The organism is Pseudoxanthomonas kalamensis DSM 18571 (assembly GCF_010211745.1).
Taxonomy (GTDB): domain Bacteria; phylum Pseudomonadota; class Gammaproteobacteria; order Xanthomonadales; family Xanthomonadaceae; genus Pseudoxanthomonas_A; species Pseudoxanthomonas_A kalamensis.
Genome location: NZ_PDWQ01000005.1, coordinates 189,705 through 208,893, shown reverse-complemented (window position 1 = coordinate 208,893; position 19,189 = coordinate 189,705). Strand labels below are relative to the sequence as shown.

Sequence of the window (19,189 nt, the reverse complement as noted above, 5' to 3'; positions counted from 1 at the left end):
TGCCCCCATTCGATGCGGAAAACTGTCCCTGCCGGCCGCAGAGCGGAAGCGGACCGGGGACATCCCCATTCATCGCAAGGAGCATGGAAATGAAGCATTTTTCACATTTGATCAAGGCGGTCGTGCTGTCGCTGCTGCTGGCCACCAGTGCCTTCGCCGCGGACAAGGTCAACATCAACACTGCCGACGCGGCCACCCTGGACGCGGTGCTGATCAATGTCGGCCCGGCCAAGGCCCAGGCCATCATCGAGTACCGTAAGGCCAACGGCCCGTTCAAGAGCGCCGACGAACTGGCCATGGTCAAGGGTATCGGCCTGAAAACGGTGGAAAAGAACCGCGACCGGATCGAGGTCGGCCGCACGGCCCCGGCGTCGCGCAAGCCGGTGTCGGCGGTGGCGCCGAAGGCCAGGCCGGTGGCACGCCGCTGACGGAAGCGCGCCCGCCGCCGCTCTCTCCCGGCGGCGGGCGCTTCCGTGGCGATGCGGCCCTGCGTGCAGTCTACGGGCGGCGGGGTAGCCGCTGTTGCACAAAACCCGGATAATGCAAAAAAGCCGGAAGGGGCAATTGCCCTTCCGGCTTTTTCCGTGTCAGGACGGGCGTGGCCGGTGGTTCCCCGATGGAATCGCCGGCATTGACAACGCCGCAGCCGGCACGGCCCATTCCGCGGCCCCGATGGCCGCATGCAGCGGAGTCACCGGCCATGGGTCAGTCAGTCGTCGTTCTCGGCGCCCAGTGGGGCGACGAAGGCAAGGGCAAGATCGTCGATCTGCTCACCGAGGAAATCGGCGCCGTCGTGCGCTTCCAGGGCGGCCACAACGCCGGCCACACGCTGGTGATCGGCGGCAAGAAGACCGTGCTGCACCTGATTCCTTCCGGGATCCTGCGCGAAGGCGCGCTGTGCCTGATCGGCAACGGCGTGGTGCTGTCGCCGGCGGCGCTGAAGAAGGAAATTGACGAACTGGAAGGCAACGGCGTGGAAGTGCGCTCGCGGCTCAAGATCAGTCCGGCCACGCCGCTGATCATGCCGTACCACATCGCCCTGGACCAGGCGCGCGAGAAGGCTGCCGGCGGCAAGGCCATCGGCACCACTGGCCGTGGCATTGGCCCGGCCTACGAGGACAAGGTGGCGCGGCGCGGCATCCGCGTCGCCGACCTGCACTATCCCGGGCAGCTCGAAGAACTGCTGCGTACCGCGCTGGATTACCACAACTTCGTGCTGACGAAGTACCTGGGCGGCGAGGCCATCGACTTTCGGCAGACCTATGACGAGGCGCTGGCCTTCGGTGAGTACGTGCAGCCGATGAAATCCGACGTGGCCGGTATCCTCCACGAACTGCGCAAGCAGGGCAAGAAGGTGCTGTACGAAGGCGCGCAGGGTGCGTTGCTGGACATCGACCACGGCACCTACCCGTATGTCACCAGTTCCAACACCACCGTCGGCGGCGCGCTGGCCGGTACCGGCGTCGGCGCGGATGCCATCGACTACGTGCTGGGCATCGCCAAGGCCTACGCCACCCGCGTCGGCGGCGGTCCGTTCCCGACCGAACTGGACGACGATGTCGGCCAGGGCATCCGCGATCGCGGCCAGGAATACGGCGCGTCCACCGGTCGTCCGCGCCGTTGCGGCTGGATGGATATCGTGGCGTTGAAGCGCGCGGTGGCGATCAACGGCATCAGCGGCCTGTGCATCACCAAGCTGGACGTGCTGGACGGCATGAAGTCGCTGAAGGTGTGCATCGCCTACGAATACCGTGGCAAGCGCACCGAATACGCGCCGCTGGACGCCGCCGGCTGGGACGAGATCACCCCGGTGTACCTGGAGTTCCCCGGCTGGGACGAGAACACCCACGGCATCACCGAGTGGGAACAACTACCGCCGGCCGCGCGTGCCTATCTGCGCGCGCTGGAGGAGCTGGCCGGTTGTCCGCTGGCCATCGTCTCCACCGGCCCCGGCCGCGAGCACACGATGGTGCTGCAGGATCCGTTCGCGTAATCCGGGAACCCCTTGCCCACGGTGGTCATGCAAGGGGCGTGGACTGCGCACTCATCCCGGCTATCGACCTACTTTCTTGTCCGCATGAAGAGTTCGGAGGAGACCAGTAGCACCACGCCTACCAGCAACGGGATCAGGCCGACGAGGTAGACGGCCGTGCCCGGTGCAATCTGGTGCAGGAAGATCATCAGCGCTGCGCCAGTTGCCAGGGTGATCAGGCCGCTCACGCGCGCCTTGGTTCGCGTCTGCGCGGCTTCGGCCTGCTCGATCCGTCCGATGTATTCCAGCACCGGAGCCGGGTCGCTGGCCTCGGCGATCCGCCGTGCCATTTCATTGCGATAGTGCGCTTCGCGTTCCTTGCGCCGGCCGTCGAGCCAGGCCAATACCGAAATGAACGCCAGCGCTGCTGCGACGACGACGGCGATCATCAGCCAGAATGCCATCATTGTGAGAATCTCCTCGGATGCCAAGTGGGTGTATCTGCTTCGTTTGACGAGGCTGCTTCCACCACGGTTGCATTATTTCCTGGCGGCGCGTTGAAAATAACGCAACCGGCCTCCCCGAATGCCCGTCTCACGGGACAGGAGGGCAGTTGATGGCACATGAGCGGGAAAACGACCGGATCGCAGTCGAGCGTGTCTTGGAAGGGGACACGGCAGCCTTTTCCGCCATCGTCGAGCGTTGGCAGGGTCCCTTGGTGAATCTCGCCTACCGGTTCTGTCGTGACCGCGGCAAGGCGGAGGACATGGCCCAGGAGGCCTTCCTGCGGGCATTTCGTCGTCTGCGCTCGTGGCGACGCGATGCCGCATTCTCCACCTGGCTGTTCGCACTGGCGACCAATGCGTACCGCGACGAGTTGCGTCGATCCGGCCCGGAGATGGTGCCGGTCGACGAACAGATGGCGCTGGCCGGATCGGTGGAGGATGCGGTCGACGAAGCCGGTCGTCGTGCGCTGGTGCAGCGCGCGGTACAGTCGCTGCCGCCGAAGTATCGCGATCCGCTGGTCCTGTTCTATTTTCACGAACAGGACATTGCGGCAACGGCGCGCAGCCTTGGACTGCCGGAGGGCACGGTCAAGGCCAGATTGTCGCGCGGACGGAATTTCCTCGAATCGAAACTGAGGCAACGGCTATGAATCGCGAAGACATCGACAGACTGCTGGCCAGCGAGGACACGATTACCCCATCGCCGGGGTTCGTTGCCTCGGTGATGGATGCGGTGGAGCGGGAATCGGCAACCCGGCCGTCGCTGGCATTTCCCTGGGCGCGGGCATGGCCCGGCCTGCTGGCGCTGGTGGTGGCGCTGGCCGCGGTTTGCCAGCAGGGGCTTGGCCTGTTGCGCGATCCGGCCGCCGTCGACGCGCTGGATGGGCAACTGCAATACATCGCTGGTATCGCTGCCGACTACGGGTTGCCGTGGCTTGTGCTGGCGCTTGCGGTGACGGCAGCGACGTTGTTCCTGCCTTCGAGACTGGTGAGTGGCGGACGTTATGCGTGATCGAGTCGGGCGGACGGAATGCTGCGCGTCCCGACGGTTCCCTGAAATCAGCGCGCCTGGCTGCCGGTATTGGTCGCCAGGATGCGGCGGATCATCGGCTTGATCGTGGTGCCCTGGACCAGGATCGAGAACACCACCACCGCGTAGGTCATCGCCAGCAACTGGTCGCGCTGCGGGCCGGCAGGCAACGACAGCACCAGTGCCACCGAGATGCCGCCGCGCAGTCCGCCCCAAGTGAGGATCTTCCAGGCGCCGTCGGGCAGGCGGAACGCCTTCGACAGCTTCGCAATCGGCAGGCCCACGGCCAGGAATCGGGCCAGCAGGGCGATGGCGATCGCCGCGGCCGAGGCCAGCAGGATTGGCGCGTTGAACTGGACCATGACGATTTCCAGTCCCAGCAGCACGAACAGCACCGCATTGAGGATTTCGTCCAGCAACTCCCAGAACATGTCGACGTTCTGGCGGGTGGTGTCGGACATGGCATAGGCGCGACCGTGGTTGCCGACGATCAGGCCGGCCACCACCATCGCCAGCGGTCCGGAAACGTGCAGGCTGTGCGCGAGTTCGTAGCCGCCCAGCACGCCGGCCAGGGTCAGCAGCACTTCCACCTTGTAGTTGTCGATGCTGCGCAGCAGATAGAACAGCACCGCGCCCAGCGCGGCGCCGAGCAGCAGGCCGCCGCCAGCTTCGTGGGTCAGCAGGATGGCGCCTTCGGACAAGGTCGGCGCTTCGCCCTGTGCAGCCATGGTCAGCAGAAGCGAGAACAGCACCACGCCGACGCCGTCGTTGAACAGCGACTCGCCGGAAACGACCAGGCGCACGGTATCCGGGGCGCCGGCCGAACGCAGCAGGGCCAGCACCGCGATCGGGTCGGTCGGCGAGATCAGCGCGCCGAACACCAGGCAATAGCCGAGCGACAGTTCGAATCCCAGCCACGGCAGCAGCCAGTACAGGCCGAAGCCGACGATCAGGGTCGACAGCGCGGTGCCCAGCACCGCCAGCGTGCCGACCTGCCAGCGGTAGTCGCGCAGCTGGCCCAGGTTGATGTGCATGGCGCCGGCGAACAGCAGCATCGACAGCATGCCCTGCATCAGCACTTCGGCGAAGTCGATCGATTGCAGCAGGCCGGCCTCGTAGTCGTGCAAGGCGCCGAAACCCAGGTGGTCCAGCCCGATCAGGCCCAGCGACAGCAGCAGGGCCACGGCCATCACCCCGATGGTGGTGGGCAGGCCGATGAAGCGATGATTGAGATAGGCCAGCAGGGCGGTGACGACCAGGCAGACGACGGCGATATCGAACATGTGGGTTTCCTGTGCCCGTGACGGGCATCCGACACGGCAAGTCTAGCGGGAAGCGCGTTGACGGCTTACTCGGACGCCACTCCGGCCAGGTCCAGGACCCATTGCGGTACCGTGGGCTCCCCGGCATAGAACTCGCGCGGCTTGTTCTCGGCCATTGCCCAGCGGTGCAGCCAGCTGGGGCCGTAGCGGCCGTTGTAACCATCTTCGCCACGTCGATAGGCAGGGTCGCGTAGCGCGTCTTCCAGGGTCACGATGCGATAGCCGCGACGCTGCACTGCGGCGATCAGCTCGGCAAAGGTGGCGGCATTGAGTTCGTTGGCATGCATCAGCCAGACCTGTGGCAGGGCATAGCCGAGCAGGGCCTGCGACTGCTGCTCGTAGTAGTCGATCTTGTTCAGCATGTACGGGATGTAGCCGTGACGCAGGCGCTCCAGCACAGCCTCCCGATCCGGCACATCGGCCTGGCCGTCGAGCACGCGCACATAGGCAAAAGCCCAGATCCATTCGCTATTGTCGACGGTGACTGGGGCGATGCGGTAGCCGTGATCGTGCAGGAAGGCCGACAGCGTCGCGCGGTCTTCGGGCGTGCGGCCTGCGCGCAGGTAAGGGTGGCGGAACCAGCGCGGTGCGGATCCGTACTCGGCCAGCAACGGGCGCAACACGCGTTCGCCTTGCAGGATGTCCTGTTCGTAGGCCTCCAGGCCGATCTCATGCAGATCGAGGTGGCCATGGGTGTGGTTGCCCAGTTCGAAGCCGGCCTCCAGCCAGTCGCGCAGCATCACGACGCGGGATGGCTGTTGTTCGCCATCGACTTCCAGCTTGCCCTCGTTGACGAAACCGGTGATCGGTACCCCGGCCAGCTTCAGTTGCGCGATCAGTGCCGCGTGACGCGCCTGCAGCTGGTCTTCCGGAGTATTCCCGATGCCTTGCCAGGGCAGATCGTCGATGGTGACAGCGATGCGGCGGTCGGGTTCGGCCGCAGCGGCGTTCAGGGCGAACGCCAGTGCGAACCAGCAGAGGAAACGGGATACGAGGGACATGGGCGTATGTCGGTATGGGGGCGGGAGCGGTCGTCTCCCGCCATTGTGCCCAAGTCCGCGCGATCGTTCAGGCTTCGGCGTCCTCCCGGTAGGCGTCCACCGGGATGCAGGCGCAGAACACGTTCTTGTCGCCATGAACGTTGTCCACGCGCGCCACCGGCGGCCAGTACTTCTGCCGCTTCAGTGAAGGCAGCGGGAATACCGCCAGTTCGCGCGGATAGGCGTGAGCCCATTCGCTGGCGCTGGCGACATTGGCCGTGTGCGGGGCGTTTTTCAGCGGATTGTCTTCGCGGTCCAGACGGCCGTCCTCGATCGCGCGGATCTCGTCGCGGATCTGGATCATCGCGTCGATGAAGCGGTCCAGTTCGTGCAGCGATTCGCTTTCGGTCGGTTCCACCATCAGCGTGCCGGCGACCGGGAAGCTCAGGGTCGGCGCGTGAAAGCCGAAATCGATCAGGCGCTTGGCCACGTCCTCGGCACCGATGCCGGTGGTCTTTTCCAGCGGGCGCAGGTCGAGGATGCATTCGTGCGCGACCAGGCCGTTGCGGCCGGTGTACAGCGTCCTGTAGTGCGGTGCCAGCCGGTGGGCGATGTAGTTGGCGTTGAGCAGGGCGACCTGGGTCGCCTTGCGCAGGCCGGACGCGCCCATCAGCGCGATGTACATCCAGCTGATTGGCAGGATGCTGGCGCTGCCGTGGGTGGCGGCCGCCACCATGCCGCCGCCTTCGCCGCCGAAATGCCTGGGCAGGTACGGCGCCAGGTGCGCCTTGACCGCGCAGGGGCCGACGCCGGGACCGCCACCGCCGTGCGGGATGCAGAAGGTCTTGTGCAGGTTCAGGTGCGAAACGTCCGAGCCCCACTGGCCGGGTTTGGCGACGCCGACCAGCGCGTTCATGTTGGCGCCGTCGGTGTACACCTGCCCGCCGTGGGCATGCACGATGTCGCAGATTTCGACGATATCTTCTTCGAACACGCCGTGGGTGGACGGGTAGGTGATCATCAGCGCGGCCAGGTCGGACGCATGCTGTTCGGCTTTGGCGCGAATGTCGGCCACGTCGACGTTGCCGTTGGCGTCGCAGCGGGTCACTACCACCTTCATCCCGGCCATCTGCGCGCTGGCCGGGTTGGTGCCGTGCGCGGATTCGGGGATCAGGCAGATGTTGCGATGGTCTTCGCCGCGTGCGCGGTGGTAAGCACGGATCGCCAGCAGGCCGGCATATTCGCCCTGCGCACCGGAATTGGGCTGGAAGCTGACCGCGTCGTAGCCGGTGATTTCCACCAGCATCGCTTCCAGCCCGTCGATCAGTTCCTTGTAGCCTGCGGTCTGCCCGGCCGGCGCCAGCGGGTGCAGGTTGGCGAACTCCGGCCAGGTAATCGGCAGCATCTCGGCGGTGGCGTTGAGTTTCATCGTGCACGAGCCCAGCGGGATCATCGTGCGATCCATCGCCAGGTCCTTGTCGGCCAGCGCACGCAGATAGCGCAGCATCTCGTGCTCGCTGTGATGGGTGTTGAACACCGGATGGGTCAGGAATTGCGAAGTGCGGCGCAGCTCTTCCGGAATCAGCGACGGTGCGCTGGCGTCCAGTGCGTCGATGTCCGGGAGCGTCGCCTCATCACCGGCGAAAATCCGCCACAGCAATTCGATATCGGCGCGGGTGGTGGTTTCGTCCAGCGAAATGCAGATCGAACCGTTGTTGCGCACGCGCAGGTTGGCGCCCAGCATGGTGGCGCGGGCGAGCAGGGAGGCAGACTGTTCGCCTGCATCGATACACAGCGTGTCGAAGGCGCGGGCGTGCACGGTTTCGTGGCCGAGCTGGCGCAGGCCGGCGGCCAGGATCGCGGTCAGCCGCGCCACGCGGGAGGCGATCCGGGTCAGGCCCTCGGGGCCGTGGTAGACCGCGTACATCGAGGCCATCACCGCCAGCAGCACCTGCGCAGTGCAGATGTTGCTGGTGGCCTTCTCTCGGCGGATGTGCTGCTCACGGGTCTGCAGGGTCAGCCGGTAGGCGGGGTTGCCTTCGGCATCGACCGATACGCCGATCAGGCGTCCGGGCATCTGCCGCTTGTAGGCATCACGGCAAGCCATGAACGCCGCGTGCGGGCCGCCGAATCCGAACGGCACGCCGAAGCGTTGCGAGTTTCCGATCACGATGTCGGCGCCCATCTCGCCCGGCGGCTTCAACAAGGTCAGCGCCAGCAGGTCGGTGGCGAACACGTACAGCGCGCCGGCCGCATGCACGGCATCGGCGTGGGCGCCCCAGTCTGCCAACCAGCCGCTGGAGGCCGGGTATTGCACCAGCAGGCCGAAGAAGTCGCCGCCGGCCAGCGCGGCATGGAATGCCTCGGGCGAATCGACGGTCGTCACCGTCAGTCCCAGCGGTTCTGCGCGGGTCCGCAGCACTTCCAGCGTTTGCGGATGGGTGTCGCCGGAGACCACGAAGGTATTCGATTTCGACTTCGACGAGCGCCGGGCTAGGGTCATCGCCTCGGCGGCGGCGGTGGCTTCGTCCAGCAGCGAGGCATTGGCGATGTCCATCCCGGTCAGATCGGCGCACATCTGCTGGAAGTTGATCAGCGCTTCCATGCGGCCCTGCGAGATTTCCGCCTGGTACGGCGTGTAGGCGGTGTACCAGGCCGGGTTCTCCAGGATGTTGCGCAGGATGACGTTGGGCGTGCGGGTGCCGTAGTAGCCCTGGCCGATGAAGCTGCGGAAGACCTTGTTCTTCGCCGCGATGCCGCGGATCTTCGCCAGCGCGTCCTCTTCGGTCATGCCGCCGGGCAGCTCGAGCCGGCCGCTGCCGGCGATGCTGGCAGGCACGATGGCCGCGGTCATGGCGTCGAGCGAGTCGTGGCCGATCTCGCCCAGCATGGTGGCGATTTCGGCATCGTTGGGGCCGATGTGGCGTTCGGCGAAGGCGTCGCGGTGTTCGAGTTCGCGCAGCGAGGGGGTGTTGGGCATGGCGGCGGGCATCCGGAAGGGGGCGATGCCGGGCAGGAGGCGTCCCGCAACCGGGACGGTCCTGAAGACCGGCAGTGTGCCCCTCTGTCCTTTTGCCTGAGAGTTTGGAGGCGCGGACGTGGTCCGTGCTTCGTGCCCCTTCGGCGCCGGGTGCCGCCGAGGCGGTTCCGGTCTCTCCAGAGTGTCTGTAGCCGTGGTGGTATCGGGCCTGAGCGATTACGGGCGGTTGCGCCTTCGGCAGCGGCAGGCCGAGGCCCGACGCTTCTCCCACCAGATGCTGCGGATCGATTATAGCCGGCCGCGGCTGCGGTTGCGCGACTGCGGCGATGGCAGGAAAGCAGCTACCATGACCGGCCCTCCCCAGCCTCCGCCGCCGTCCACGGCGGCCATCGCGATGAAGTCCGCCCCCGCCGTATCCATCCCGCGCCTGACCGTGTTGCTGGCCGGGCTGGCGATGTTCGGCCCATTTTCCATCGACACCATCTTCCCGGCGTTTCCCGCGATCGCCGCCGATCTCGGCGCCGACAAGCTGGCGATGCAGCAGACGGTATCGATCTATCTGCTGTCGTTTGCGCTGATGAGCCTGGTGCACGGCCCGCTGTCCGATGCGCTCGGCCGCCGGCGGATCATCCTGGCCGGGCTGGTCGTGTTCGTGTTGGCCTCGGTGGGTTGCGCGCTGGCGGGCGACCTGTCGACGTTGTTGATTTTCCGCGCCTTGCAGGGGTTGTCGGCCGGGGTGGGCATGATCGTCGGCCGCGCGGTGATCCGCGACGTGCTGCAGGGCGACGCCGCGCAGCGCATGATGAGCCAGGTGACGATGATCTTCGGCGTCGCCCCGGCGCTGGCGCCGGTGGTCGGCGGCTGGCTGCTGGGCTGGGGGCGCTGGACGCTGATCTTCTGGTTCCTGGTCGTGTTCAGCGTATTCCTGCTGCTGGCCACCTGGGCGTGGCTGCCGGAAACGCATCCGAAGGCTTCGCGCATCTCGCTGCGGCCGAAGATGCTGCTGTGGGACTACAGCTCGATCTTCTTCAGTCCGCGCTTCCAGCGCCTGGCGGCCGCCGCGGCGTTCAACTTCGGCGCCTTGTTCCTGTTCATCGCTTCCGCGCCGGCCTTCGTGGTCGACATCCTCGGCCTGGGCGAGCGTCAGTTCGGCTGGTTCTTCATCCCGATGATCAGCGGGATGATGGCTGGCTCCTTCGTGTCGGCGCGCACGGCCGGGCGCATTTCACGGGTGCAGCTGGCCAATATCGGTTTCCTCTGCTGTGCGGTGGCGGTGGCCTGCAATCTCGGCTACAGCGTGTTGGCGGAGGCGCCGAAAGTGCCGTGGGCGGTACTGCCGATGACGCTGAACGCGTTCGGCATCGCCCTGGTGTTTCCGATCGTGACGCTGGAAATCCTCGACATGTACCCGCATCAGCGCGGCTCGGCCTCGTCGATGCAAGCCTTCACCGGGCTGGCGCTGAACGCGCTGATTGCCGGCGTGCTGTCGCCGCTGCTCAGCGACGACATCGTCCATCTGACGCTGGGGGCGACGGTGCTGATGCTGCTGGGCTGGACGTTCTGGCGCTGGGAGATGCGGCTGTCGAAACCGGCAGCGACGTCCGACATGACCGCTTCCGAATGACATCGCCGCCGGCATGAAGCCGGCGGCCGATGCGGGAAAATCCTGTTACTTTGCAGTCGCTTCGGCGGAGTCCGGCTCCTGCCAGCCGCAGGTCTGGCCTTCGTTCTGCTCTTTCAGCCATTGCTGCAGCGGCGAGAAGTATTCCAGCACGGCGCTGGCGTCCATCTGCTCGCTGCCGGTCATTTCCTTCAGCGTGGCCTGCCAGGGCTGGCTGCCGCCTTTTTCCAGCATGGCCCAGAACTTCTGACCGGCGGCCTTGTTGCCATAGAAAGTGCAGTCGTACAGCGGCCCCTTGTAGCCCGAGGCATCGCACAGGCTCTTGTAGAACTGGAATTGCAGCACGTGCGAGAGGAAGTAGCGCGTGTACGGCGTGTTGCCGGGCACATGGTACTTGGCGCCCGGATCGAAGAACTCCTCGCCGCGCGGGCTGGCCGGCGCCACGCCCTGGTACTTCGCCTTCAGCTCCCACCACGCCTTGTTGTAGTCCGCGGGCTTGATGCTGCCGTCGAACACGCCCCAGCGCCAGCGGTCGATCATCAGCCCGAACGGCAGGAACGAGACCTTGGCCAGAGCCATGCGCATCTGCGCGTTGATCAGCGCCTGCTGGCTTTGCTCCTGACCGTCGATCAGGCCGACCGACTTCAGGTATTCCGGCGTCATCGCCAGCACGATGGTGTCGCCGATGGCCTCGTGGAAGCCGTCGTGGGCGCCGCCCTGGAACAGCGGCGGCAGCTTGTTGTAGGCCAGGTAGTAATAGACGTGGCCGAGTTCGTGGTAGATGGTGGTGAACTCTTCCTCGTTGGGCTTGATGCACATCTTGGTGCGCACGTCGCCGGCCATGTTCATGTCCCAGGCGCTGGCGTGGCAGACCACGTCGCGATCCAGCGGCTTGATGAACTGGGTCTTGTTCCAGTAGCTGCCGGGCAGTTTGGGCATGTCCAGGCTGGTGTAGAAATCCTGCGCGCGCTCGGTCATCTGCTTGGCGGTGTCGAGTTGCGCGGCGCGCTCGGCCTGGAAGATGGCGTCGGTGGTCGGCCCCGGACCGGCCTTGGCCAGTTCGCGGCTGTAGTTCTGCTGGTACTGCTTTTCCAGTGCGCCGGTGATGTCCAGGCTGCCGGCGTTCTTGAACGGCTCCAGGATGTCCCACAGGTTGCCCCAGTCCTGCTGCCACAGGTTGCCCATCAGGTGCGCCGGCAGCAAGCCGCCTTCGACCTGGCCGCGGGCGCCGTATTGCGCGACCAGCTTGTTGCGGGTGTAGCAGTGCAGCTGTTCGTACAGCGGCTTGACCTGGCCCCAGAGGCGGTCCGTTTCGGCAGCGATCTCGGCCGGGCTCATGTCGTAGCCGCTGCGCCACATCTCGCCGGCGTCGGCGTAGCCGAGGTCCTTGGCGCCCTCGTTGACCAGTTCGACGAAGCGGGTGTAGTCGGCGCGCATCGGCACCGAAATGGTGTGCCAGCCCCGCCAGGCGTCGAGCTGCTTGTCGTAGTCGCGGCTCTTGGCCAGCACTTCGGACAGTTGACCGATGTCACGGCAGTGCTTCCCATCGCCTTCGCCGGTGCAGTAGCTGCCGGCGCCGTACATGCCTTCCATGCGGGTGGCGATCTGCGCCAGTTCGCTCAGCTTGGCCGGGTCCTTCGGCGCGGGCATTGCGGTCATCAGCTTGAGCAGGTGGATGGCGCGGGCGGTTTCTTGCGACATCGGCTGGCCTTCGAACTTGCGTGCCTGCTCGATCCAGTCGTTGAGCTGGCTCAGGTAGCGTTCGTTGGCCTTGGAGGCGAGCAGCTGGCTGTCGTCGTTGATGTAGGTATTGGACAGCCATTGCGCCGAGGTCAGCTCGGGATACATGGCGCGCAGTTCGTCGTTGACGCGGACGATGAACTCGTCGGCCGTTTCCCCCTTCGGCGGTTCGGGCGTGGCCGTGCCGGTGCCGGCGGGCTCCTTCTTGCAGGCGGACAGGGCGATCAGGGAGGCGCTGACGGCCAGCGCAAGCAGGAGGCGACGCGATTTCATGGGCGGTTCCGGGCGGTATGCGAAGCGGGAACCGCAGGCTAGTGCGTGCCGCAGCGGCACGCAAGCCGCGCCGCAGCGGCGGCGGGCGGGCGCGGCTCAGCGGTGGGCAAGGCCGCGTTGGCGGAGGAATTCGCGCGCGTCTTCGGCATCGTGCTCGAACCAGGCACGGGTCGAGCCGAGCCGGAACGAATAGCCCCAGGCGTCCATGTCGGCCATCAGCCGCTGGCGGCCGACGCCGGGGATGTCGTCGGACAGGATCACCTGCAGGCAGCAGGTGGCGTCTTCCTCGATGTCCGAATCGGTGGCGTCGGTGTGCACGCGCGCGCGCCGCTCCGGCGACAGCACGATCAGGTGGCAGGCCTCGTGCAGCAGCGAATGCACGGGGGTGTCGTCGCGCGCGTAGACGTCGCTGGCGATGACCCCGGCTTCCGGCTCGCCCCAGTAACTGCCGGGAATGGCGGCGCCGTCGTCGATGCGATGCAGGCGCAGGCCGAAGCGGGTCAGCAGGGCGTGCAGCGCCGCTAACGGCACGTCGCGCACGCACAGCACGCAGGCCTGCGCGGACGAGGCGTCGAGATCAGTCGCCGGATTCATGCCGGATGAGGTGGTTGCGCGGCGCGGTTGCGCCCGCGTCGCGACTCAGCCGTTGGCTTCGGGCAGCGCCACCGAGATGTCCAGCACGTCGTTGTCGCCGTCCTTGATGACATCGACCTTGACTGCTTCGGCATCGACGTTGACATACTTCTTGATCACTTCGAGCAGTTCGCGGCGCAGCAGCGGCAGGTAGTCCGGGGCGCCGCGCGAAGTACGCTCCTGCGCGATGATGATCTGCAGGCGGTTCTTGGCGGTTTCGGCGGTGTTCTTCTTGGCTTTCAGGAAATCGAAAAGTCCCATGCTCAACCCCCGAACAGCTTGTTGAAGAAGCCCTTCTTCTCCAGCGTGATGAAGCGCATCGGGCGGTCCTCGCCGAGCAGGCGGGCGACGGTGTCGTCGTAGGCCTGGCCGGCATTGGATTCCAGATCCAGGATGACCGGCTCGCCCTTGTTGGAAGCGTTGAGCACGTCGCCGGATTCGGGGATCACGCCCACCGTCTTCAGTCCCAGCACTTCCTCCACGTCCTTGATGCTGAGCATCTCGCCGGTTTCCACCCGCGCCGGGCTGTAGCGGGTCAGCAGCAGGTTGGCCTTCAGCGTCTTGCCTTCCTCGGCCTTGCGGGTCTTGGAGTCGAGCAGGCCGAGGATGCGGTCGGAGTCGCGCACGCTGGAGACTTCGGGGTTGACCACCACCACCGCCTGGTCGGCGAAGTACATGGCCAGGTAGGCGCCCTTCTCGATGCCGGCCGGCGAGTCGCAGACGATGTAGTCGAAGTCGTCCGCGGCGAGGTCCTTCAGCACCTTCTCGACGCCTTCCTTGGTCAGCGCGTCCTTGTCGCGGGTCTGCGAGGCGGCCAGGATGTACAGCGTGTCGAAACGCTTGTCCTTGATCAGGGCCTGTTTCAGCGTGGCCTCGCCCTGGGTGACGTTGACGAAATCGTAGACCACGCGGCGCTCGCAGCCCATGATCAGGTCGAGGTTGCGCAGGCCGACGTCGAAGTCGATGACCGCGACCTTCTTGCCGCGACGCGCGAGCCCGCAGGCGATGCTGGCGCTGGAGGTGGTCTTGCCGACGCCACCCTTGCCGGACGTTACGACGATGATTTCAGTCAATGCTGTTCTCCTTGGATGATTCGGTCGATTTTGCGGACGATCGGTTCAATCGCTGATCTCGACCCTGAGTTGTTCGCCTTCCAGCCATATCTGCACCGGCTTGCCCACCACGTCCTTCGGCAAGTCGTCCAGTACCTTGTAGTGTCCGGCAATGGCGACCAATTCGGCGTGAAACTCGCGGCAGAAGATCCGCGCCTCTTCGTTGCCGCGCGCGCCGGCCAGGGCGCGACCGCGCAGGCTGCCGTAGATGTGGATGGAGCCGTCGGCGATCACTTCGGCGCCGGCGCCGACGGCGCTGAGTACGGTCAGGTCGCGGTTTTCCGCGTACAGCTGCTGGCCGGAGCGCACCGGGGTCTTCTGCACCAGACCCGGCTGGGTGGCGGCCGGCAGGGCTGCTTTCGGCGCCGCCTTGGGTGCGGGCGGCGGCTCGGCGGGCGGCGGTGGCGGCGCGGGTTCGCTGCGCTCGTACTGGGCGCGGAACTTGGCCAGCAGCGGCAGGTTCAGCTGTTCGGCCAGACGGTCGATCTCGGGCGTGCCGTAGGCCAGCGCTACCGGGATGACGCCGGCTTCGTGCAGTCCGTCCAGCAGCTGGGTGGCGGCGTTGAAGTCGGGGACCTGGGCCAGTCCGCCGAAATCGACGATGACCGCGGCGCGACCAAACAGCTTGGGCGCGCGCTGCACGCGTTCGCGCATCTCCTGCACCAGCTGCGCCACGTCCATCGTGCGCACCCGCAGGTTGGCGATGCCGACCTGGCCGATCTTCAGCTCGCCGGCCTGCTCGTAGCGGGTCGTGACCGTCGCACTCATGCCGGGTTCGCCCTCGCGGCCTGCGCGATATCGGCCATGCGGGCACGGGTCCAGGGCAGGTCGGGCAGGGCGTCGCCGTAGGTGTCGCGAACCCAGGGATAGCTGCACAGTTCCTTGGTCAGCATGCAGGCGCGGACGTCGACTTCCGGCATGACGTGCTGGCCGACTTCGCGGAAGCCGAAGCTGCCGTGGAACAGCAGGGCGGCGTCGGCGCCATGGTCCAGGAACACTTCGCAGCACAGCTGCGGATAGCGGAGCTCGGCATAGCTCTGCACGTCGGCGTACAGGGCGCGACCGACGCCGCCGCCGCGACGGCGGCTGGCGACCACGATGCGGTCGATGTAGAAGAAATCCGGGTACTGCTGGCGGAACCAGGCAAAGTTGCTGCTGTCGTGGTCCGCGGACGCGCCGAACCCGGCCAGGAACCCGGCCAGGTTGCCGTCGCGCTCGGCGACGCGGAAATATTCGGCCTGCTCGTAGAACCGGCGCGCGCGGACCTGATCCAGCGGCAGGATGGCCGAGCCGGCGTTGTTGTTGAGGGCCAGTACGGAATCCAGCTCGTGCTCGCGCACGTCGCGGATGAGGATCGACATTCCTTGACTCCGGGGGGAAAACCAACCGCTACGCGGTGCAACGGCAGATTATCGCATGGGCGGCCGGGGCGGGGGCGGGCATGACTTCCGGTCCGGGGCCGGAGCTCGGCGGGACCCGTAAGATGCCGGCATGTGGTCCCGCCTGAGCCATACCCGCCTGTTGCGTGCCGCCGGCCTGTACACCTGGGCCCTGGTGGGGATCCCGATCATCGGCAATGCCTGGTTCCTGCCCCCGTCCAGCGGGGTCGACGAGGACGGCATCAACGTGCCGATGGCGGTGGTGTCCTATCTGGTCTTCGGCCTGAGCTACTGGCTGGCCACGCGCTCGCTGGGGGCGCCGCGTGTGGTCCGCACCGCGCCGGCGGACATCATCCTGCTGCTGCTGCTGACTGCGGCGGCGGTGGCGGTGGGGCTGTTCACCAAGACCGGCCTGGGCGCGCTGCTGATGCTGATCGTGGCCGGGGTGCTGCCGTGGCTGCTGAGCCTGCGCAATGCGGTGGTCTGGCTGGTGCTGGCGCACGTGTTCCTGGTGCCTTCGTTCATGGCACTGGGCATCTTCAACTTCTGGGAGGCGGTGTTCCAGGCCTCGTTCTACGTCGGTTTCGCCGTGTTCGTGCTGGTCACGACCTATGTGGCCCGGCAGCAGGCGGCTGCGCGCGAGGAGCAGCGGCGGTTGAACGCCGAACTGCGCGCGACCCGGGTGCTGCTGGCCGAAAGCGCCCGGGCCAACGAGCGCACGCGCATCTCCCGCGAACTGCATGACCTGCTGGGACATCATCTGACCGCCCTGAGTCTGAATCTGGAAGTGGCCAGCCACATCACCGAGGGGCGGGCCCAGGAGCATGTCCGCCAGGCCCACACTCTGGCTCGGCTGCTGCTGACCGACGTGCGCGAGGCCGTCAGCCAGCTGCGCGAGGACGGCGCCATGAGCCTGGCGGCCGCACTGCTGCCGCTGGCCGAGGGGGTACCCGGGCTGGACATCCATATGGATATCGAGGACACGCTGACCCTGAACGACCCCCAGCGTGCCCATGTCCTATTGCGCTGCACACAGGAAATCATCACCAATGCGGTTCGCCATTCCGGCGCGCGCAACCTGTGGCTGGAGTGCCGGCGCGAGGACGGGCATATTGTCGTCCGGGCCCGCGACGACGGACGCGGGGCCGAGCAGGTCACGTCCGGCAACGGCCTGCGCGGCCTGCGTGAGCGCCTGAACCAGTACGGTGGCGACATGACGATCGCCACGCGCGCCGGCGGAGGCTTCCGGCTGACCCTGCGGATCCCGGCCGAGGACGCCCTGCAGCCGGTGGCCGACACCCATGCGGAACCGATCAGTGGAGGTGTGGAATGATCCGAGTGTGCCTGGTCGACGACCAGACCCTGGTGCGCCAGGGCATCCGCTCCCTGCTGGCGCTGGACGACGGCATCGAGGTGGTGGCCGAGGCCGCTGACGGCAAGCAGGCGGTGGAACTGATCCCGCAGCTGCGTCCGGACGTGGTGCTGATGGACATGCGGATGCCGGTGATGTCCGGACTGGAGGCGTTGCAGATGCTGGCCCGCAGTCAGCAGTTGCCGCCCAGCATCATCCTGACCACCTTCGACGATGACCAGCTGGTGCTGGCCGGACTGAAGGCCGGCGCCAAGGGGTATCTGCTGAAGGATGTATCGCTGGAGCAACTGGTCGGTGCGATCCGCACGGTGGCCGAGGGCGGATCGCTGGTGCAGCCGGCGGTGACCCAGCGCCTGCTGTCGGGGCTGGAGAACATGCGCAACGACTTCACCAGCCTGGACCGGCCCGACCCGCTGACCGATCGCGAAACCGAGATTCTGCGATTGATGGCCAGCGGCTTTTCCAACAAGGAAATCGCCAATTCGCTGGGCGTGGCCGAAGGCACCATCAAGAACCACGTCTCCAACATCCTGTCCAAGCTCGGGGTGCGCGACCGTACCCGGGCGGTGCTGAAGGCATTCGAATTGCAATTGGTCTGACCGGCAGGATGTCCGGCCCGGCGCAGCGCGCCGGGCGCTCGCGGCCGCGCGAGCCGATGGCTCGCAGGCGACGGCTGCTTGCCCTGTCCAAGCTCGGCGTACGCGACCGTACCCGGGCGGTGCTGAAGGCATTCGAATTGCAATTGGTCTGACCGGCAAGATGTCCGGCCCGGCGCAGCGCGCCGGGCGCTCGCGGCCGCGCGAGCCGATGGCTCGCAGGCGACGGCCGCTTGCCCTGTCCAGGCTCGGGGTGCGCGATCGAACCCGGGCGGTGCTGATGGCCTTCGAGTTGCAGCTGGTCTGATACAGGTCCACCCAGCCGTGAAAGTTACAAATGAGAGGCTTCGGGCGCAGATGTAAGAATTCCGTTCACCGGATTCGGAGAGGCTGACCACGGCCTGCCAAGCCTGCTACGATTGGGACTTGTGCCGTCGTTCAGACGGCCAGGACCCGCCGGAGACTTGTTGAATGACTCGCTTGCTTGAGATCCTGATTGCGTTGGCACTGGTGCTCGTGTTGTTCCTGCTGGTGGGGCTGGTATTGCCCTCCAAGCGCCACCTGGTGGAAAGCGTGGAAAGCAATCGCAAGATGACGATTGTGTACGACACGGTGAACAACGTCCGTCGCCTGAAGGACTGGAACCAGATGCTGCCGCGCAATCCGGCCGAGCTGAACTACTCCGGCGGTGACGAGTCCAATTCCGGGGTCGGGGCGCGGGTCGATTTCGCTTCCAACAGCTACAAGAACTGGCACAAGGGCAGCTGGACCATCACCGAGAGCGAGGCGCCGCAGATCGCCGGCGATCCGGGCAAGGTGGTCTATGCCATCGAGGACGGCAGCAAGGGCAAGAACAAGCACACCACTTTCACCCTCGAGCCGACCGGCAAGAACAACCGCAACGTCAAGATCACCCAGGCTTACGACGTCAGCTATGGTTTCGACCTGATCGGGCGCTACATGGGCATGTACGTCAGCCGCAACATCGGCGACGTGATGAAGTCCAGCCTGTCCAGGCTGACCACGCTGCTGGCCACGGTGCCCAACTTCGATTACCGCATCGAGGGCAGCAGGCTGGTCGAGCTGAAGATCGTCAACCTGCCGGACATCGACATGCTGTTCGTCAACGCCGGCAACATCGAGCGCAACAACGAAGCGATCAAGGCCTCGATCAAATCGAACCAGGAATGGATCAAGCGCGCGATGGAGGCCAATGGTCTGGAAGCCGCCGGTCCGCTGCGCATCGTCACCACCGATTTCGGCGTCGAGCGCTATGCCTTCGACGTGGCCCAGCCGGTGCGCAAGAAGGGCGCCGCGCAGCCTGAAGGCGGCCTCGGCGTCGCCGGCAGCTCGGAGCCGCTCAAGCTGGACCTGAAGGGCACGCCGGTGGAATACGTCCACATCGCCGCGCATCCGTCCGCGCATGCCAAGTACACCGGCTACATGGCCGAACTGGACGTGGTGCGCAACTCGCTGCGCGCCTGGGCGCTGACCAACGGCTACGAGGTCACCGACCGCCCGTTCGAGTCGTGGAAGAGCGGTGTCGATGGCTCGTTCACTGCCGATGGCGAGTTCGAGGTGTTCTGGGCGGTCAAGCAGTAAGCCCGTGCAGCCTGCGCACGCCGCAACCTGAAACACGCCGACGCGCCGCATCTTGCGGCGCGTCGCGCATG

18 protein-coding genes, 1 pseudogene and 1 riboswitch are annotated in these 19,189 nt (G+C 66.2%); of the genes and pseudogenes, 9 read left to right on the top strand and 10 right to left on the bottom strand.

The features are described from left to right. The first annotated feature begins 89 nt into the window (after nt 1-89). Together CSC70_RS11480 and CSC70_RS11475 are read left to right on the top strand one after the other, a co-directional pair. A complete protein-coding gene (locus tag CSC70_RS11480; RefSeq protein ID WP_162456760.1) occupies nt 90-428 on the top strand; it encodes a ComEA family DNA-binding protein in 339 nt (112 codons plus the stop codon). Nucleotides 429-700: 272 nt separating this feature from the next. Beyond that, the gene (locus CSC70_RS11475) at nt 701-1,993 is read left to right on the top strand and encodes an adenylosuccinate synthase (protein WP_162456759.1); all 1,293 of its coding nucleotides are present in this window, start codon (nt 701-703) and stop codon (nt 1,991-1,993) included. A 68-nt stretch (nt 1,994-2,061) separates the two neighbouring features. Here CSC70_RS11475 and CSC70_RS11470 read toward each other — a convergent pair whose 3' ends face one another. Next, the gene (locus CSC70_RS11470; protein ID WP_162456758.1) at nt 2,062-2,439 is read right to left on the bottom strand and encodes a hypothetical protein; all 378 of its coding nucleotides are present in this window, start codon (nt 2,437-2,439) and stop codon (nt 2,062-2,064) included. Between the two features lie 149 nt (nt 2,440-2,588). Between CSC70_RS11470 and CSC70_RS11465 the strand changes: the two genes are divergently transcribed. Further along, entirely contained in the window at nt 2,589-3,128 is a 540-nt protein-coding gene (locus CSC70_RS11465) for an RNA polymerase sigma factor (protein ID WP_162456757.1), read from the top strand. Then, on the top strand, nt 3,125-3,490 hold the full coding sequence (locus CSC70_RS11460; RefSeq protein WP_162456756.1) for a hypothetical protein: 366 nt from the start codon (nt 3,125-3,127) through the stop codon (nt 3,488-3,490). The genes CSC70_RS11465 and CSC70_RS11460 overlap by 4 nt, the downstream gene beginning before the upstream one ends. 47 nt (nt 3,491-3,537) lie before the next feature. Here CSC70_RS11460 and CSC70_RS11455 read toward each other — a convergent pair whose 3' ends face one another. The 3 genes from CSC70_RS11455 to gcvP all read right to left on the bottom strand — a co-directional run bounded on the left by CSC70_RS11455 (nt 3,538) and on the right by gcvP (nt 8,790). Beyond that, on the bottom strand, nt 3,538-4,791 hold the full coding sequence (locus tag CSC70_RS11455; RefSeq protein WP_162456755.1) for a cation:proton antiporter: 1,254 nt from the start codon (nt 4,789-4,791) through the stop codon (nt 3,538-3,540). Between the two features lie 65 nt (nt 4,792-4,856). Continuing rightward, nucleotides 4,857-5,831: a polysaccharide deacetylase family protein gene (locus tag CSC70_RS11450; protein WP_162456754.1), complete on the bottom strand. Its 975-nt coding sequence runs from the start codon at nt 5,829-5,831 to the stop codon at nt 4,857-4,859. Between the two features lie 67 nt (nt 5,832-5,898). Continuing rightward, a complete protein-coding gene (gene gcvP / locus CSC70_RS11445) occupies nt 5,899-8,790 on the bottom strand; it encodes an aminomethyl-transferring glycine dehydrogenase (protein ID WP_162456753.1) in 2,892 nt (963 codons plus the stop codon). A gap of 74 nt (nt 8,791-8,864) precedes the next feature. Beyond that, a riboswitch (glycine riboswitch) is annotated at nt 8,865-8,980 on the bottom strand. A 204-nt stretch (nt 8,981-9,184) separates the two neighbouring features. On the opposite strand from gcvP, the gene CSC70_RS11440 reads away from it, so the two are divergent. Continuing rightward, nucleotides 9,185-10,414, top strand: coding sequence for a multidrug effflux MFS transporter (locus CSC70_RS11440; RefSeq protein ID WP_162456752.1), 1,230 nt, complete (start codon nt 9,185-9,187; stop codon nt 10,412-10,414). 45 nt (nt 10,415-10,459) lie between these two features. Here CSC70_RS11440 and CSC70_RS11435 read toward each other — a convergent pair whose 3' ends face one another. From CSC70_RS11435 to CSC70_RS11410, 6 genes are all read right to left on the bottom strand, one after another. Further along, nucleotides 10,460-12,424: a M2 family metallopeptidase gene (locus tag CSC70_RS11435; RefSeq protein ID WP_162456751.1), complete on the bottom strand. Its 1,965-nt coding sequence runs from the start codon at nt 12,422-12,424 to the stop codon at nt 10,460-10,462. A 96-nt stretch (nt 12,425-12,520) separates the two neighbouring features. Beyond that, complete coding sequence (locus tag CSC70_RS11430; RefSeq protein WP_162456750.1) at nt 12,521-13,018, bottom strand: hypothetical protein; 498 nt, start codon at nt 13,016-13,018, stop codon at nt 12,521-12,523. Nucleotides 13,019-13,063: 45 nt separating this feature from the next. Continuing rightward, entirely contained in the window at nt 13,064-13,318 is a 255-nt protein-coding gene (minE, locus tag CSC70_RS11425) for a cell division topological specificity factor MinE (protein ID WP_162456749.1), read from the bottom strand. Between the two features lie 2 nt (nt 13,319-13,320). Continuing rightward, nucleotides 13,321-14,130, bottom strand: coding sequence for a septum site-determining protein MinD (minD, locus tag CSC70_RS11420; RefSeq protein WP_162456748.1), 810 nt, complete (start codon nt 14,128-14,130; stop codon nt 13,321-13,323). Between the two features lie 45 nt (nt 14,131-14,175). Then, nucleotides 14,176-14,937 (bottom strand): septum site-determining protein MinC, encoded by a 762-nt coding sequence (gene minC, locus CSC70_RS11415; protein ID WP_162456747.1) that lies wholly within the window; start codon nt 14,935-14,937, stop codon nt 14,176-14,178. Continuing rightward, complete coding sequence (locus CSC70_RS11410) at nt 14,934-15,530, bottom strand: GNAT family N-acetyltransferase (protein ID WP_162456746.1); 597 nt, start codon at nt 15,528-15,530, stop codon at nt 14,934-14,936. The genes minC and CSC70_RS11410 overlap by 4 nt, the downstream gene beginning before the upstream one ends. Nucleotides 15,531-15,660: 130 nt before the next feature. On the opposite strand from CSC70_RS11410, the gene CSC70_RS11405 reads away from it, so the two are divergent. The 4 genes and pseudogenes from CSC70_RS11405 (at nt 15,661) to CSC70_RS11385 (ending at nt 19,118) form a co-directional block, all read left to right on the top strand. Further along, nucleotides 15,661-16,881: a sensor histidine kinase gene (locus CSC70_RS11405; protein ID WP_162456745.1), complete on the top strand. Its 1,221-nt coding sequence runs from the start codon at nt 15,661-15,663 to the stop codon at nt 16,879-16,881. Then, entirely contained in the window at nt 16,878-17,519 is a 642-nt protein-coding gene (locus CSC70_RS11400; RefSeq protein ID WP_162456744.1) for a response regulator, read from the top strand. Before CSC70_RS11405 ends, CSC70_RS11400 begins: the two co-directional genes overlap by 4 nt. A gap of 83 nt (nt 17,520-17,602) precedes the next feature. Further along, a pseudogene (locus CSC70_RS14740) lies at nt 17,603-17,671 on the top strand (DNA-binding response regulator); the annotation flags it as partial. Nucleotides 17,672-17,987: 316 nt separating this feature from the next. Continuing rightward, nucleotides 17,988-19,118 carry a polyketide cyclase gene (locus tag CSC70_RS11385; protein WP_162456741.1) on the top strand — a complete coding sequence of 377 codons (1,131 nt, stop codon included), beginning with the start codon at nt 17,988-17,990 and terminating at the stop codon, nt 19,116-19,118. The last annotated feature ends 71 nt before the right edge of the window (nt 19,119-19,189 follow it).